This window comes from Sphingomonas sp. BL-S-30 (genome assembly GCF_055521475.1).
This window is the reverse complement of the sequence record NZ_CM145481.1, coordinates 2,851,589-2,867,526: the sequence shown is the minus strand read 5'-3', so window position 1 is coordinate 2,867,526 and position 15,938 is coordinate 2,851,589. Positions and strand designations below refer to the sequence as shown.

10 protein-coding genes are annotated in these 15,938 nt (G+C 66.1%); 7 read left to right on the top strand and 3 right to left on the bottom strand.

Annotated features, from left to right (window positions below; translation table 11 throughout):
- Positions 1-119 precede the first annotated feature (119 nt).
- From ACZ1I5_RS13295 to ACZ1I5_RS13270, 6 genes are all read left to right on the top strand, one after another.
- Positions 120-1,643, top strand: coding sequence for a carboxylesterase/lipase family protein (locus tag ACZ1I5_RS13295; protein ID WP_465169725.1), 1,524 nt, complete (start codon positions 120-122; stop codon positions 1,641-1,643).
- Between the two features lie 128 nt (positions 1,644-1,771).
- Positions 1,772-3,082, top strand: coding sequence for an MFS transporter (locus ACZ1I5_RS13290; protein WP_465169724.1), 1,311 nt, complete (start codon positions 1,772-1,774; stop codon positions 3,080-3,082).
- A gap of 12 nt (positions 3,083-3,094) precedes the next feature.
- The gene (locus tag ACZ1I5_RS13285; RefSeq protein ID WP_465169723.1) at positions 3,095-3,751 is read left to right on the top strand and encodes an ureidoglycolate lyase; all 657 of its coding nucleotides are present in this window, start codon (positions 3,095-3,097) and stop codon (positions 3,749-3,751) included.
- A 345-nt stretch (positions 3,752-4,096) separates the two neighbouring features.
- Positions 4,097-5,272 (top strand): alpha/beta hydrolase-fold protein, encoded by a 1,176-nt coding sequence (locus ACZ1I5_RS13280; protein ID WP_465169722.1) that lies wholly within the window; start codon positions 4,097-4,099, stop codon positions 5,270-5,272.
- Between the two features lie 126 nt (positions 5,273-5,398).
- A complete protein-coding gene (locus ACZ1I5_RS13275; protein WP_465169721.1) occupies positions 5,399-7,297 on the top strand; it encodes an NPCBM/NEW2 domain-containing protein in 1,899 nt (632 codons plus the stop codon).
- Between the two features lie 132 nt (positions 7,298-7,429).
- On the top strand, positions 7,430-8,131 hold the full coding sequence (locus ACZ1I5_RS13270) for an HPP family protein (RefSeq protein WP_465173963.1): 702 nt from the start codon (positions 7,430-7,432) through the stop codon (positions 8,129-8,131).
- A gap of 156 nt (positions 8,132-8,287) precedes the next feature.
- On the opposite strand, the gene ACZ1I5_RS13265 is transcribed toward ACZ1I5_RS13270, so the two are convergent.
- The gene (locus ACZ1I5_RS13265) at positions 8,288-9,997 is read right to left on the bottom strand and encodes an alpha-keto acid decarboxylase family protein (RefSeq protein WP_465169720.1); all 1,710 of its coding nucleotides are present in this window, start codon (positions 9,995-9,997) and stop codon (positions 8,288-8,290) included.
- Between the two features lies 1 nt (position 9,998).
- Positions 9,999-11,753 carry a flavin monoamine oxidase family protein gene (locus tag ACZ1I5_RS13260; protein ID WP_465169719.1) on the bottom strand — a complete coding sequence of 585 codons (1,755 nt, stop codon included), beginning with the start codon at positions 11,751-11,753 and terminating at the stop codon, positions 9,999-10,001.
- Positions 11,754-12,069: 316 nt separating this feature from the next.
- Between ACZ1I5_RS13260 and ACZ1I5_RS13255 the strand changes: the two genes are divergently transcribed.
- Positions 12,070-14,691 (top strand): glycoside hydrolase family 3 protein, encoded by a 2,622-nt coding sequence (locus ACZ1I5_RS13255; RefSeq protein ID WP_465169718.1) that lies wholly within the window; start codon positions 12,070-12,072, stop codon positions 14,689-14,691.
- Between the two features lie 171 nt (positions 14,692-14,862).
- On the opposite strand, the gene ACZ1I5_RS13250 is transcribed toward ACZ1I5_RS13255, so the two are convergent.
- The gene (locus tag ACZ1I5_RS13250) at positions 14,863-15,840 is read right to left on the bottom strand and encodes an MBL fold metallo-hydrolase (protein ID WP_465169717.1); all 978 of its coding nucleotides are present in this window, start codon (positions 15,838-15,840) and stop codon (positions 14,863-14,865) included.
- Positions 15,841-15,938 lie beyond the last annotated feature (98 nt).

Sequence of the window (15,938 nt, the reverse complement as noted above, 5' to 3'; positions counted from 1 at the left end):
GGTGGCTGCGATCGCGATAATAAGGGGACCGTCGCCGCGCGCCGGACAAAGCGTCACATATCTCGCATAAGGCTCGCCGGACATTCGGGGAGACGGTGATGGCGATATGGCGGACCTTCATGACGGCCCTGGCCCTTTGCGCCGGTGCCGTCATGGCCAGTGCGGCGATAGCCCGCACCGCCACGGCGCCGACCATCGTCGCGACAAGGGCCGGCCGCGTCGAGGGTGTGGCGGTCGAGAACGGCATCCTCGCCTTCAAGGGCATTCCCTTCGCCCAGCCGCCGCTCGGCGCGTTGCGCTGGCGTGCGCCGCTGCCGGCGCTGCCGTGGCGGGGTGTGCGAAAGGCGGCCGCGCCCGGCCCCGCCTGTCCGCAGCACAATCCGGAAACGGGTGGCTATGGCCCCGATCCGGTGCAGAGCGAGGATTGCCTGACCCTCAATATCTGGAAGCCGCGCGCCGCCGCCGGTCCCCTTCCGGTGATGGTGTGGATCTATGGCGGGTCCTTCGTGCGCGGCGATGGCGCCAATGCCATGGTCGACGGCGCGAGGCTGGCCGGCAACGGCGTGATCGTGGTGACGTTCAACTACCGGCTGGGGCGGCTCGGGTGGTTCGCTCATCCGGCATTGACCCGCGAGACGGCCGTCACCGGCAATTTTGGGATGATGGACCAGATCGCCGCGCTGACGTGGGTGCGCGACAATATTGCCGCCTTTGGGGGCGATCCCGCCAATGTCACCATTTTTGGTGAATCCGCCGGCGCCATGTCCGTGAACCTGCTGATGGTCTCGCCGTCGGCGCGGGGCCTGTTCGCCAAGGCGATCACCCAGTCCGGGCTCGGGCGAATCGACGCCAAATCGCTCGCCGCCGCCGAAACGCAGGGCGACGCCTTTGCCAGGGCAACGGGCGCGGCGGACATGGCCGCGCTCCGCGCGCTGCCGCTCGAGACGATATTGGCAGGACAATCCGCGCCGACCGCGAGCGACGCCAGGCCGGGGCCGATCGTCGACGGCGTGCTGGTTCCGGGGAATGTCGACCGCGCCTTTGCCGAGGGCAGGCAGGCCCCGGTTCCCTGGCTGATCGGCTCCAACGATTATGAGGCTGATCTCTTCCCGGCGCTGCTCGAGCATCCGGACGTCACGGTCTTTCCGCTGATCCCCGAACCGGCGCGCCCGCTGGCGATGAGTCTGTTCGATCCGGGCAGGACCGGGGACGAAAAGGTCGTCGCCGCCAATCTGATGACCGATTATGTCTTCACCGAGCCGGCCCGCTTTCTCGCCGCCGCGCAGGCGCGGCTGGGCCAGCCGGTCTATCGCTATTTCTTCACCTATGTGCCGCACGATTATCGCAGCGCCACGCCGGGCGCGGGGCACGGCGCGGAGATCCAGTTCGTGTTCGGCAATCTGGGGACCTTCCCCTGGTCCAGCAGCACCTATGTGCCGTTCGACCGGCGCATCGCCGCGGACATGGGCCGGTACTGGACCAATTTCGCTAGGACCGGGAATCCCGGTGGGCAGGGCCTCGCGGCCTGGCCGATGGACCGGGGCGACCAGGTGCTGGTGGTCGACGCAGCGGGCGAGCATGCCGAAACAGGGCTGCGCAAGCCGCGCCTCGACCTGCTGGCGGCGGGCGCGAGCGTGAAATAGCGGCGTTCGGCGGAAAGCTCTCCCGCGAAAATCCGCCGACCGTCACATATCCATTACGGAGTCGTTCTATTGCGCCAGGAGCGGGCATGCCGCCGGCGATGATGGGTGATGTGAATGACCGCAGGATCATGACGACGACCATCGAGTCCGTGACGCTGAACAAGGTCGGCGCACGCGTGATCCCCTTCCTTGCCCTACTCTATTTCGCCGCGTTCATCGATCGTTCGAACGTCAGTTTCGCGGCCGAGGGCATGAACCGCGATCTGGGCTTCTCGGCCTATGTCTATGGGCTGGGCGCCGGCATCTTCTTCATCGGCTATGTCCTGTTCGAGGTGCCCAGCAACCTGATCCTCCACCGGGTCGGGGCGCGGCGCTGGATCGCCCGGATCGCGATCACCTGGGCGCTCGTCGCGGTCGCCATGGTCTTCGTGAAAAGCGCGACGAGCTTCTACGTCGTCCGTTTCCTGCTGGGCGTGGCGGAGGCGGGGTTCTTTCCCGGCGTCATCTATTACCTCACGCAGTGGGTGCCAGCGTCGCAACGGGCGCGGCTGATCGGCCTGTTCATGACCGCTATTCCGATCTCGACCGCGCTGGGCGGGCCGATTTCCGGCGCCATCCTCAGCCTGGATGGCGCCTATGGGCTGGCCGGATGGCAGTGGCTGTTCCTGCTGGAGACGATTCCGTCGCTGCTGCTGGGTGTCGCGACGCTTTTCTATCTGACGGACACTCCAGCCCAGGCGACCTGGCTCAACGCCGAGGAAAAGGAGTGGCTCGTCCGCACCCTCGCGGCCGAGGCATCCGAGCGCGAGGCGCGCTACGGCTCCGGCTTCCTGCGCATGCTGACCGATCCGCGCACGCTCCTTTTGTGCCTCGCCTATTTCGGGGTCGAGATCGGGCTGTACGGCGTCATCCTCTGGCTCCCCCAGATCTTTCGGTCGACCGGCATTCCCGTGTCGATGGTGGGTTATGCCGTGGCCATTCCCTATGGGCTCGCCGCGATCGGCATGGTGCTGTGGTGCCGTCATTCCGACCGGACCAACGAGCGGGTACTGCATATCGCGGCGGCGTCGGTCGTCGGTTTCCTCGGCCTCGCGGCAAGTGCCTTCCTTCCCGACGCGCCGCTCCTGTCGGTGGCGGCCATCACCGTCGGCGCCGTCGGCACGCTCGCGATCCTGCCGATTTTCTGGACCTTGCCCGCGGCGCGGCTGAGCGGCCCGGCGGCGGCGGGCGGTATCGCCCTGATCAACGCCGTCGGCAATATCGGCGGCTTTGCCGGCCCCTTCGTGATCGGCTGGATCAGGGACTCGACCGGGGACTTCACCTATGGCCTGCTGGTGGTCGCGGGCGGCGTGCTGCTGACCGGGATCGTCATATGGCTGATGGGCCATGATTCAGCGGCGGAACGGGCGGGCGCCGCGCCCGCCGCCGCCGCGGCATAGACAGGAGGCGAGATGAACTTCGACCCGGGCGAGATCGCCTATGTTCCGACCACGGGCGTCCGAAAGGTCCATGAGACGCCGCTGGTGATGGCCACCGACGAAAGCCTGCAGGGTTATGGCTGCCTGGTCGACGAGCCCGCAAGCTTTCCCATCGAGATCGTGCGCTGGCCGGCCCAGGGCTGGCGGCCGGTGGACGCCAATTCGGGCGACCAGGGGGGCGTCACCGAGGGGCTGTTCGAATTCTGGTGGAAGGGCGAGACGCTCTACGCCCGCAACAATGCGGTGGGCGACAGCTATCTTTTCGGCTGGAGCAACTGGCCCGAAGAGGCGACGTCGGAGGGCACGGGCGGCGCGCGCGACCGGGCGCTCATCTGGCGCGCCAATTATCATCCCGATGGCGGGCAGCTTTTCTATCCCCTGAACGGACAGAGCTTCGTGGTGCCGCTTGCCCTGCCCGGCGACGATGTCACGCCGGACAAGTTCACCACCTTCCGCTCGGACGGGCGGGGCCTCTATATCCATCCGGGCGTCTGGCACGGCGCCTTCGTGCCGATCGACGATCATGGCGAATTCCTGGACCGCCAGGGCCGGGTCCATGCCCGTGTCTCGGTCGATTTCGTGAAGGAATTCGGCTGCTATCTGTCCGCTCCGCTGACGAGCCCGCGCTGACGGGCGGCCGCCGGAGGGCGGTCAGGCCGAGCCGGGGATGTTCGCGGTGACCGCACGAGGTGTGATGGTCGCATATGGATCGGCGAAGGTCATGGCGATCGAGCCCGAGGGTGTCGATCAATAGGCTCGCTGACCGTTTATCGGCCTTCGCTCGCCCATGTGAACGACAGGCAAGCGACCATTTGATTGCGCCGCGATAAGTCTGACAAGTTGGCAGCAGCGTCGCTGGATCGGCCGTATTTCGGCTGCATGGCCTCTTGCAGCGTTGCCGATGTCTTGCAATAAGTCCGAGTAATAAGAGCAACGCGGGCCTCAAGACCGCGACATTCATCCTGGGAGGATCGTTTGAAAAGAGCTGCAGCCATATTGTTTGCCGCGATTGCCGCCGTCGGATCGGCGTCGGCGCAAACCGCCGCGCCGGCGATCGTCGAGGATTTCAAGCCGTCTTCCGTAAACCAGCCGGGGCAACAATATCCGCAGGTCAATTCGCAGGGTTATGTCCGCTTTCGCGTCACGGCGCCCGATGCACAGGCCGTCAAGGTGAGCCTAGGGCTGGGCGGCCGCGGCGGCACCGTGCTGACCAAGGGCGCCGACGGCACGTGGACCGGCACCACCGAGGGGCCGCTCGACGAGGGATTCCATTATTATCATCTGACTGTCGACGGCGGTACGTTCAACGACCCGGGGACGCTGAACTTCTACGGCTCGACGCGGTGGGAGAGCGGCGTGGAGGTTCCGGCGCACGACGCGGATTTCTATGCGCTGAAGGACGTGCCGCACGGCCGGGTGGAGCAGGTGCTGTTTCCGTCCGCCAGTACCGGCACGCAACGCCGCGCCTTTGTCTACACCCCGCCGGGATATGACCAGAACCAGCGCGCGCGCTATCCGGTCTTGTATCTGCAGCATGGCTGGGGTGAGGACGAGACCGCCTGGTCCAACCAGGGCCATGCCAATCTGATCATGGATAATCTGATCGCCGCCGGCAAGGCGAAGCCGTTCATCATCGTGATGACCTATGGCATGACCAACAACGTGCGCCCGGGCAGCCCCGGCGGTCTCGCCAGTTTCGACATCAAGCCGTTCCAGACGGTACTGGTCAAGGAACTGATCCCCTATGTCGATACGCACTTCCGCACGCTGGCCGATCAGCGCCAGCGCGCGATGGCGGGCCTGTCGATGGGCGGTTTCGAAACCAAGCTGATCGCGCCGAAGAATCTCGATACATTCGCCTATATCGGCCTGCTGAGCGGTGGGACGGTCTCGGTCGACGACGTCAACAGCACCCCGGGGTACAAGGACAAGATCAAGCTGACCTTCGTCAGCTTCGGCAGCCGCGAACTCGAAGGCCGGGGTATGGCCGGGCCTCCGGGTGTGCCCCGCGCCGACCCGCGGGCGAACGCAGAGGCGCTGAAGGCCGCCGGGATCAACAGCGTCTTCTATGTGTCGCCCAATACGGGACACGAATTCCTGTCCTGGCGGCGCAGCCTGTACGAAATGGCCCCGCTGCTGTTCCGGAACTGAAAGAGCGGGCCGGCCGTGAGCCCATAGGCGCGGCACCTGCCGCGGCCTGGTTGGGTGGTTTCGGCCGGCCCTGATGATCCCTGCGCGCGGTTCAATGCGCCGGACGCGAACGAGATGGAGAGAGCGATGAAGAAACTGCTGACCGCGGGGCTGATGGCCGCGCTCTCCGGATCGTCGCTGTCCGCCGCTCCGCCCGATCCGCTGGCACCGACCGGGCGCTGGTCGGGCTATACCGCCGGGCGGGCCGCGCTGCCGCCGATGGGGTGGAGCACGTGGAACGCCTTCGCCACCGCCATCGACGAGGACAAGATCATCGGGTCGGCGCAGCAGATCGTCGATAGCGGTCTGGCGGCCAAGGGCTATCGCTACATCAATATCGACGATGGCTGGGCGCTGAAGCGTCGGATGCCGGATGGCCATATGATCATCCGCACCGACAAGTTTCCATCAGCGCAGGTGGGCGGCGACACCCCCAGTTTCAGGCCGTTCACCGATCGGCTCCATGCGATGGGCCTGAAGGCGGGCATCTATTCCGATCTGGGTCGGAACACCTGTTCCGAAGCCTGGTCGCCGACCGACGACGATCTGCCCAAGGGCAATGTCCTGGAACGCGAGGTCGGTCTTTACGGGCGCATCGATCAGGATATCGCGCTCTATTTCGCCAAATGGGGCTTCGACTTCATCAAGGTCGATGGCTGCGGCCTGCGCGATTATGCGCCCGACAATGACCGGGTGCGCTCCGGCAAGTTCCGCGCGCTGGGGCCGATCCTGGATTCCGGCGCGGTGACGCGCACCGACATTCCCGCGATTCAGGCACTGTTCCGGCAGATCAACGCGGCGCTGTCACGCGAGAATCCGGACGGCGACTATCTGTTGTCGCTGTGCATCTGGGGCGCCGCGAACGTGCGCGCCTGGGGCAAGGATTATGGCGGGATTTCGCGCACCAGCGACGACATCTCGCCGGCCTGGGGAAGGCTGCTGGTCAATTACGACACGGCGGTGACGCGGTCGCTCTATGCCCATCCCGGATCCTGGAACGATCCCGACATGCTGCACATCGGCGCGGGCGACTTCGACGCGGATCACCTGACCGAGGCGCGATCGCATTTCGCGCTCTGGGCGATGCTCAACGCCCCGCTGATGATCGGCACCGACCTGCGCAAGACGCCCAAGGCGCTGCTCGACATCTTCGGCAATGCCGACATCATCGCGCTCGATCAGGACCCCGCCGGCAACCAGGCGACGCTGGCCTATGATTCCAGCGACCTGCAGATCCTGGTGAAGACGCTGGCGTCGGGCGACAAGGCGCTCGCGATCTTCAACCGAGGCTCGGGCGACTATGACGTCGATCTGAGCGCGGCGCATCTCAGGTTCAGCGACGCAGCGCCGGTCGAACTGACCGATTTGTGGAGCAAGCGGCGGACCAGCTTCACCGGCAAGACCAGGCTGCGCGTCAAGCCGCGCGAGACGCTGATCTTCCGCGCCAAGGGCCTTCGTACACTGCAGGGGGGCTATTATCTGTCGGAACAGCCGGGCAGCGTGAACCCGGCGATCGACGGCGTCGTCCGCCCGACCGTCGACCCCACGATCTTCCGCACGGCGGCGGGATGGGCGGGCACCAACGGCGCCGGCGACAGGCCCACCTATGCCGGCTGGGGCGGCGCGCGCGCCGACAGCGCGCCTTATGGGCAGGTGCTCCACGTCGCGGGAAAGCCGTTCGACGCAGGCATCGGGGTTCTCGCAAACTCACGGCTGGAGGTGCGGAATAGCCGCGCGCGGCGCTTCACCGCGATGGTCGGCGTGGACGATAGCGCGACGGACAAGACCCACCTCGTCACCTTCGCCGTCTATGGCGACGGCAAGCTGCTCGCCACCAGCCAGCCGCTGAAATGGGGCACGGCGGCGCGGCCGCTCTCGGTGCCGGTTGTCGGCGTGAAGCTGATCGAACTGGTCGCGCGCAGCAGCGGCGCGGACAACCATCGGCTGCCCGTCACCTGGGGAGAAGCAGCGCTGATGGAGCGCTGACACGACGGGCGTGCCGGCGTGGGGGGAGGGTACCTGTCGTCGCGGTGCACCCGGATAGAATATCTGCGTAGCAAAATCGCGCGCCGTCGAGGAGAGAGCGCCCGTCCTGCCGCATTCGGAGCGTCGATGAGTATCAGTTTTTTCAGGCCGTTGCTGGCGGGCGCCCGTCTTGGCGACAGGGTCGTCGCCAGTGTCGGCGCAACCATCTGCATCGCCCTGACGATCGTCGTCTGTGCGCAGTTTCCGATGGCGCCCCACAATCTGCCGATCATCCTGGCGCCGCTCGGCGCCTCCGCGGTGCTGGTGTTTGCGGTTCCGTCCAGCCCGCTCGCCCAGCCCTGGCCGGTGGCGGGCGGCAACACGCTCTCGGCACTGGTCGGGGTGGCCGCGTTCCACGCCATTCCGGAGCCGACGATCGCCGCCGGCGTCGCGGTCGGCGCGGCGATCCTGGCCATGTCGCTGTGCCGCTGCCTCCACCCGCCGGGCGGCGCCGTGGCGCTGACCGCCGTCATCGGCACGCAGGACATTCATGCGGCGGGGCTGGCGTTCGCCTTCGCGCCCGTGGCGCTCAATTCGATCGCGCTGGTTTCGCTCGGGATGTTCTTCCATCGCGTGTCCGGCCACAGCTATCCGCACGTCGCTCTCCCGATCGGGCCGCCGCTTCAGGCGTCGGGGCTTCATCTCGAGGATATCGACCGGGCACTGGCCGACCTTCCCGACAGCTTCGACATCGGCCGCGAGGATCTCGACGTGCTTCTCTCCCGCGCCGAAGTCCATGCGATCGAGCGCCGGAGCGGGCGGGGCGCGTCTGTTCCGGGGAAGCTATCCCGTTAGAGCGTTTTCGAGCTGAATTGATCCAACGCCGTTCGGCCCCGGACTTGATCCGGGGTTGTCGAAGCCCTGCTCTTTCTTCCGCAAAAGAAAGAACAGCCCTTCGACAAGCTCAGGGCGAACGGGAGGGGAAGTTCCAGTAGCTAAGTTTCGCTGCCCTTATTCCTCCAGGCTATGATATTTCCGCAGGACCGGCGGCGGCGCGGCCAGTCGGGCGAGCTGCGGCGCGAGGTCCTTGGGCGGGATCACCACCTCGACCAGCGCGGGCACGTCCGTCAGCCCGCCGATCTCGGCCAGCGCGGTGGCGAGCTGGTCCGTGGTCTTCACGCGGTAGCCTTTGGCACCGAACGCCTTGGCCAGCGCGAGATAGTCCCAGTCGGGCAGCACGTCGAAGGGCGCGAACTCGCCTTCCGGCGTGAAGGCCTTGATGTCGACGAATGCCTGTTCGATCGCATAGCCCTGGTTGCTCATCACGAACACCACGGCGGGGACCTTGGCCCGGGCGAGGCTCGATATCTCCTGGCAGATCATCATGAAGCCGCCGTCGCCGGCGATCACCCAGGGGCGCTTGCCCGAGGCCAGCGCCACGCCGAGCGCGCAGCCGGTTTCGTGGCCGAGCGAGCCCCAGGCGGCCTGCGCGACGAAGCTGTCGCGCGGCAGGCCCATGAGGTTGCCCCAGACATAGAGCGAGGTGCTCTCGCCCAGGATGAGCACGCTCTCGTCGATCAGCTTCTCGTGTTTCAGCCAGTGGGAGAACTGGCGGTAGAAGACATTGTAGGTAAGGCCGTGGCCGGCGCCCTTCTCCGCGGTCTCGTCGGTGTCTTCGGGGACGTCGGGCGCCTCGAAGCTGCGCGGGAAGGCGTCGTCTTCCTCGAAGCGGGCGACCAAAGCCGCCAGGAAATCGGCCAGCGTGATCTGCGCGAAATAATCGATGCCGACGCGGGTATCCTCGTCGTTGCACGACACCATGTCGGCATAGCGCGCGGCCATGATGTCGAGATAATCGTCGGTGATGATCGCCCCCAGCGCGACCGGGCAATCGCAGGCGCCCATGATCGTGCGGGTGAGCGCGGGCGAGGCGGGGCCGGCATAGGTGCCGATGAACTGGGCCTGCGCCTCGTCCAGCACGGTCTTGCCGAGGCTGGTGGTGGTGAAGGGCAGGCCGCTGACATCGACCAGCTTCTGCGCGAGCTCCTGCAGGCCGAAGCGCTGGATCTCGACGCCGAACCACAAAACCGGCTGTTCGGCGCTGAGGATGCGGCCCCAGGTCGCGGCGATCGCCTTGGCCAGATAGGTCGCGTTGCTGGTCTGCGGCACCGGGGCGAGCGTGCCGACCGGATCGGCGCAGGCCTGAGTCCAGACATTCTGCAGCACCTCGAGATAGATCGGGCGGCGGAAGGTGAGCATCGCGGTGATCGCGCGGTCGATCTGGGCCGGGGCGAAATCGGGATCGACGACGATCTCCGACGCGACCGTGACATGGGCGAACAGCTTCGCGTTGACCTCCAAATCCCCGGTCGAATGATGGAACAGGATCTGCTGCTGGCGTTCGAGCAGCCGGTTGTTGTTCGATGGTGCGGCGGAGATGATCGCGACCGGCACACGCTCCACCCAGGAGCCGGCGGCGCAGTTGAGCGCGCTCATCGTGCCCACCCCGTACTGCACGCAGGCGGCACCGATGCCCTTGAAGCGGGCATAGCCGTCCGCCGCATAGCCCGAGCCGAGTTCGTTGATGTTGGGCACGCGCTCGATCGCGGGATCGTCGTCGAGCGCGTCGAGGAAGGGCGAGGCATAATCGCCGGGGACGGCGAAGACATGGCTGAGACCGGCCTGTTTCAGGCGCTCGAGGATATAGTCGGCGACGTTCATTTCAGCCCTCCTCGACGGCGCACAGGCAATTGGGGGTGATCGACGAGAGCATCGTCCCGCAATCGAAGCAGGGCAGGCAGGCGTCCAGATCGGTGCCGCAGCCGACACAGGGATCGCCGGGCGGGCAGGGGTTGGGCATCAGCGCGTAGCTCGGGTCGAGCCAGGTCGGCGGCGTCATGCCGAAGAAATCCTGCAGGGTGGATTCAGCGATGTCGAGCGCGCCTTCTACCCAGCCCTGGCCGAGCGAATAGGCCTCACCCACAATGTGGATGTCGTATTTGGCGACGGGCTTGCGCATCTGGCACATGATCTGGTCGAGGCGGAAATTTGCCTTCCATTCGTGCCAGCCGCCACCATAGGGATCCTCGTTCCAGGTGTGATAGACCGCGGCATAGGGATCGGGAATCTGCGGCAGGGCATGGACCTGCGCAACCTGGCGGTTGGCGACATCGACCATTTCGGCAGTAGCGCGGAAACCGGTCTTGGGCGCGATCGGGAGCACGTTCTCGACGCCGCCCTCGAGGCAGGCGGGGCGATAGCCTTCATAGGCCTTGCCGCGCTCCAGTCCCTTCCAGAAGGGCACCGTGCCGAGATCATTGTAGCTGGCCATGAGCAGCGAGTTGAGGAAGGGCTCACCGCTCGGCTGTTCGCCCTCGGTGCCGAAATAATAGACCTGGCGGACGGGGAGGTCGGTGACGGAGCGGCCGGCGACCAAGCCTTGCGAGCGCCACCAGGGGGTCTCGTACGCGAGCAGCAGCTTGAACGCGCTCTGGATGAGGACCGAGGGGATGTTCTTCTTGAGCCAGGGATCGTCGAAGAAATCGCTCTTGATCAGTTCCAGGCTGCGGCGCGGCATGGCGAGGATCAGCTTCTTGCAGCGGACCTTGATCGTCTTGTCGGTGTCGACATCGCGGGTCTGCTTCTCGTCGTCGGTATGCGTCTGGCGGAAGATCAGCGTGTAAGGCCAGTCGCCGGTGCCGAGGATGATCTCCTCCAGCCGGTGATTCATGAAGACGCGCTTGCCCTTGGGCGTCTTGCCGGGGAATGTGTCGTTGAACTCCCTGGCGAGCTGGATCGGGAGCTGGTCATATCCTTCCGCGAGCGTGAGGAACTGAGTCTCGTCGCTGTACTCGGTGGCGGGAAGCTGGGTGACGGCGCAGGCATTGGCGACGTTCGCCTCGTATCCGCCGGCGTCGCGCATGAACTGATAGCCCTCGTTGGAGAGCACGCGGAACATCAGGTCCCAGAAGCCGTATTTCCACATCGGCTTGCCGAACACCTTGACCTGCATCTGCTGGCACAGGCTGAGATTGGCGAAGCCGGGATAGAGGTTGTTCATCACCTGCACCTGCAGGTTGGTCGGGCCGAGGCCGCGTTCCGACCAGGCGAGGTTGTAGGGGACCTTGTCCGGATCATCGAGCTCGTGCAGCCGCAGGTGCTTGCCGCGCAGATAGAAGAGGTTGCAGTTGGAGCCCACGGGTGCGGGCGCCCCCATCGGGAAATCCTTGGTCTGCAGATTCAGGTGCTTGACCAAATCGGCGACCATGATGTGCTGGGTCGGGATATAGCGCATGCCGCCAAGCTCGGCCTTGACGTTGGGCAGGCCGGGTAGGGTGGTGGTGTAGAGCCGGCCGCCGATGCGGTCCGAATATTCGAACAGGCCGATCGCCTGCTTGTCGCCGCGATCCTGCTGGAGCCGCCACGCGCTGTACGCGCCGGACACGCCGCCGCCGACTATCGCCACATCGAGATCCATGCTGCCCTCCCCATTTCAGACACAGCGCGGCACGCACCATCGACGGAGGTCGAGCCGCTGATTTTTTCCAAAAAATGGTCTGTGCCGAACGAGGGGACGCTAGCGCTGGGGGTCCGGGGTGTAAATCTGGCCGGGGCGGGAAACGAAACCGAAACTGGGGCTAGTTGGCGCTGGGCGCGGCCGGAGAGCGGGGGGCGTTCCCGCGGGATCGGGGTTCGTGCTCTGGCTTTTTCGCGACGCGCCGATATCTCCACCGAAGGACTGGTACCGCTACCATTTTTTGGTTAGACCGCTCCAAAAGGCGGAGAGGGATATCATGAAATTCAAGCTATTGGCCGCAGCCGCGACGATGTCGTTCCTCGTATCGGGCGCCGCAATTGCGCAGGACGTGCCGGCGACCCGCGCCGCGGGCGGCAATGTCGAGCAGCGCGCAGCGGCGATCGTCGCGAAGATGACCCTGGAGGAGAAGGCGGCGCAGCTGGGCAATGTCGCACCCGCCATCCCGCGGCTCGGCGTACCCGCGTATAACTGGTGGAACGAAGGGCTGCATGGCGTCGCGCGCGCCGGGATCGCGACGGTTTTCCCCCAGGCGATCGGCATGGCCGCGAGCTGGGACACCAACCTGATGGGCAATGTCGCCGACACGATCGGCACCGAATTCCGCGCCAAATATGTCGAACGCGTCCATCCCGACGGCAGCACCGATTTCTATCGCGGGCTGACCGTGTGGTCGCCCAACATCAACATCTTCCGCGATCCGCGCTGGGGCCGGGGGCAGGAGACGTATGGCGAGGATCCGTTCCTGACCGGGCGGATCGGCACTGCCTTCATCAAGGGCCTGCAGGGCACCGATCCCGATTATTACAAGACGATCGCCACCTCGAAGCATTTCGCGGTGCATAGCGGTCCGGAATCGAACCGGCACCGCGAGGACGTTCACCCGAGCGCGCACGACCTGGAGGACACCTATCTCCCCGCGTTCCGCACGACGGTGACCCAGGGCAAGGTCCAGTCGATCATGTGCGTCTACAACGCGATCGACGGCGTGCCGGGCTGTGCCAATGATTTCCTGATGAACCAGCGGCTGCGCAAGGACTGGGGCTTCAACGGTTATGTCGTGTCGGATTGCGGCGCGGCGGCGAACATCTATCGCCCGGACAGCCTGCATTACCGCAAGACGCCGGCCGAGGGTGTCGCGGTCGGGTTCCAGGCGGGCATGGACGTGATCTGCGGCGATTATCGCAACCATATGACGACGGACGCGGATTCGATCGTCGAGGCCGTGAACAAGGGACTGTTGCCGATCGCGACGGTCGACCGGTCGCTGGTGCGGCTGTTCTCGGCGCGCATCCGGCTCGGGCTGGTCGACACGCCTGTCCGGCCCTTCGCCACCATCACCGCGGCGGATAACGACACCGACGCCCACCGCGCGCTCTCCCGCAATATGGCCGAGGCGTCGCTGGTGCTGCTGAAGAACCAGGGCAATCTGCTGCCGCTGGCGGGCGTGCCGAAGACCATCGCGGTGATCGGGCCGAACGCGGATTCGATGGATACGCTGGTCGGCAATTATTACGGCACGCCGTCGCGACCGGTGACGGTGCTCGACGGCATCCGCGCACGCTTCCCGCAATCGACGATCGTCTTTGCCGAGGGCACCGGGCTGGTCGGCCCGGCCGAGCCGGCAGTGCCCGACAGCGTGTTGTGCGTCGATGCCGAGTGCAGGACGCCGGGGCTGAAGGCGGAATATTTCGCTGGCACCAATCTGGAGGGTGCGCCGGTCGAGACAAAGACTCAGGCCAACGCCATCATCGAATGGAATGGCGACAAGGCGGCCTCGGCGCGCTGGACCGGCACGCTGGTGGCGCCGGAGAGCGGTGAATATCGCTTCCGCTTCGCGAGCGAGAATGGCTACCGCGTATATGTCGGCGACAAGATCGTCGTGGACGAATGGGGCGTGGGCGACGCGCCCTCGATCCTGTCGGGCGCGATCACGCTCGAAAAGGGCAGGAAATATCCGATCCGGGTCGAGGGCTTCCAGCGCGGCGCGCGGGGCGAGCAGCATCTCGTGTGGAGCCCGCCGAGCCAGAATGGCGACGATGCGGTCGCGGCGGCCAAGTCGGTCGATCTGGTGGTGTTCGTCGGGGGTCTTTCGGCGCGGATCGAGGGCGAGGAGATGAAGATCAAGGCGCCGGGCTTTGCCGGCGGCGATCGTACCAGCCTCGACCTCCCGGCACCGCAGGAGGCCTTGTTGAAGCGCGTGCAGGCAGTCGGCAAGCCGACCGTGCTGGTGCTGATGAACGGCAGCGCGCTGAGCATCAACTGGGCGGATGCGAACGTGCCCGCGATCGTCGAGGCCTGGTATCCGGGCGAGGAGGGCGGAAACGCCGTTGCCGGGCTGCTGGCGGGTGATTTCAGCCCGGCCGGGCGGCTCCCCGTCACCTTCTACAGGAGCGCCGAGCAGCTTCCGCCGTTCGAGGATTATGCGATGGCGGGGCGGACCTATCGTTACTTCAAGGGCGAGGTGCTGTATCCGTTCGGCCATGGGCTGAGCTACACCAGCTTCGGCTATGCCAATCCGCGGGTGCAGACGAAGGGCGTCGTCACCGTGTCGGTCGACGTGACCAATAGCGGCGCGCGCGATGGTGACGAGGTGGTGCAGCTGTACCTGTCGCATCCGGGGGTTGTCGGCGCGCCGGTGCGGGCGCTTGAGGGCTTCCAGCGCGTGCATCTGTCTAAGGGCGAGACGCGCAGCGTGACCTTCACGCTCGACGACCGGACGCTGAGCGTGGTCGACGACAAAGGCGTGCGCAAGGTCGTGCCGGGCATGGTGGATGTCTGGGTCGGCGGCGGTCAGCCGGTGTCGCGGCCCGGCATGGCGCAGGCGGCCGGCGTGAAGACCAGCTTCAAGGTAACCAGGTCGGCGGTGCTGCCCAAATAAGGATATCTGGCGCAGCTCTGGAAAAGGGGTTTGCCGCGGCGTGTGAGCCGATGCGCCGCGGCAAACCCCATGCAACCCCGCTATCGCCGGAAAGGATTTACCCGAGCGCCACGGAGCCGGGAAACGACCGTCGACGGAGATGCGACGGGTGCGATGAAGGTGCTGCTTACCTCAGAACCGGTAGACGCCGCCCGCCTCCGCCGCGACGAAGTGCGCGGCCGCTATCGCGGCGGCTTCCAATGCCGCCGCCAGCCCTTCGACCGGGGCATCGCGCGGTTCGTCGGTGAGCTGAAAGGTACCCCAATGAATGCCGAGCGCACGGGCCGCGCCGACGTCCTGCAGGATCGCCACTGCCTCGGCCGGATTGACATGCTGGTCGGCCATGAACCAGCGCGGCTCATAGGCGCCGATCGGGATCAGCGCGACGTCGGGCGCGCCGTGGCGGTCGCGGATGTCGCGGAAGATCGCGCCATCGCCATAACCCGTGTCGCCGGCGAACCACACAGAGCCGGCCGGGGTGTCGATCCAATGGCCCGCCCATAACGCCATGCGCCGGTCGCCCGGGCCGCGCGCCGACCAGTGGTTGGCGCGAGTCAGGGTCGTGGCCAGTCCGGGGGCGAGCTCGATCCGGTCGTGCCAGTCGCCGACCGCGATCCGGGCATCGGGTACCGCGCGCCGGACGATCGCATCATTGCCGAGCGGCATCACCATCAGCGGCGCATGCGCGGCGTGAAGCCGGCGAAGCGTGGCGAGATCGAGATGGTCATAATGGTTGTGACTGAGCAGCACGGCGTGGATCGGCGGCAGATGCTCGAACGCGACGCCCGGCGCGGTCACGCGTTTCGGGCCGACATTGGAAAAAGGGCTCGCCCGCTCCGACCAGACCGGATCAGTCAGCAGGTTCACCCCACCGGCCTGGATCAGCAGCGTCGCGTGGCCGATCATGGTGATCGTCAGCCGTTCCGGCGCGGGGTCGGGGCGTGCCTGCTCGACCGGCACCCTCTTCGGCCAGCGGGCCGGGCGTTCGCCGAGCTTCCAGCGGAGTATCTGCGACAGGGCGCGATCGGTGGCGGGCTGGCCTGGATTGAAGAAGCGGACGCCGTCGAAATGGTCGCTAGGCGGCGCGGTGAGATAGCGGTTCTTCGGCATCGCCGCGGTTCTGACGCATCGCGGCTTGCAGCGCCAGCGTCGCTTTCAGGCGCGGTATCGTTAATGATAATGCGATTGACTCGCATTATAACTATCCC

Coding starts and splice junctions, on each gene's coding strand:
- ACZ1I5_RS13295 (WP_465169725.1), top strand. CDS start 120: ATGACGGCCCTGGCCCTTTGCGCCGGTGCCGTCATGGCCAGTGCGGCG.
- ACZ1I5_RS13290 (WP_465169724.1), top strand. CDS start 1,772: ATGACGACGACCATCGAGTCCGTGACGCTGAACAAGGTCGGCGCACGC.
- ACZ1I5_RS13285 (WP_465169723.1), top strand. CDS start 3,095: ATGAACTTCGACCCGGGCGAGATCGCCTATGTTCCGACCACGGGCGTC.
- ACZ1I5_RS13275 (WP_465169721.1), top strand. CDS start 5,399: ATGAAGAAACTGCTGACCGCGGGGCTGATGGCCGCGCTCTCCGGATCG.
- ACZ1I5_RS13265 (WP_465169720.1), bottom strand. CDS start 9,997: ATGAACGTCGCCGACTATATCCTCGAGCGCCTGAAACAGGCCGGTCTC.
- ACZ1I5_RS13260 (WP_465169719.1), bottom strand. CDS start 11,753: ATGGATCTCGATGTGGCGATAGTCGGCGGCGGCGTGTCCGGCGCGTAC.
- ACZ1I5_RS13255 (WP_465169718.1), top strand. CDS start 12,070: ATGAAATTCAAGCTATTGGCCGCAGCCGCGACGATGTCGTTCCTCGTA.
- ACZ1I5_RS13250 (WP_465169717.1), bottom strand. CDS start 15,840: ATGCCGAAGAACCGCTATCTCACCGCGCCGCCTAGCGACCATTTCGAC.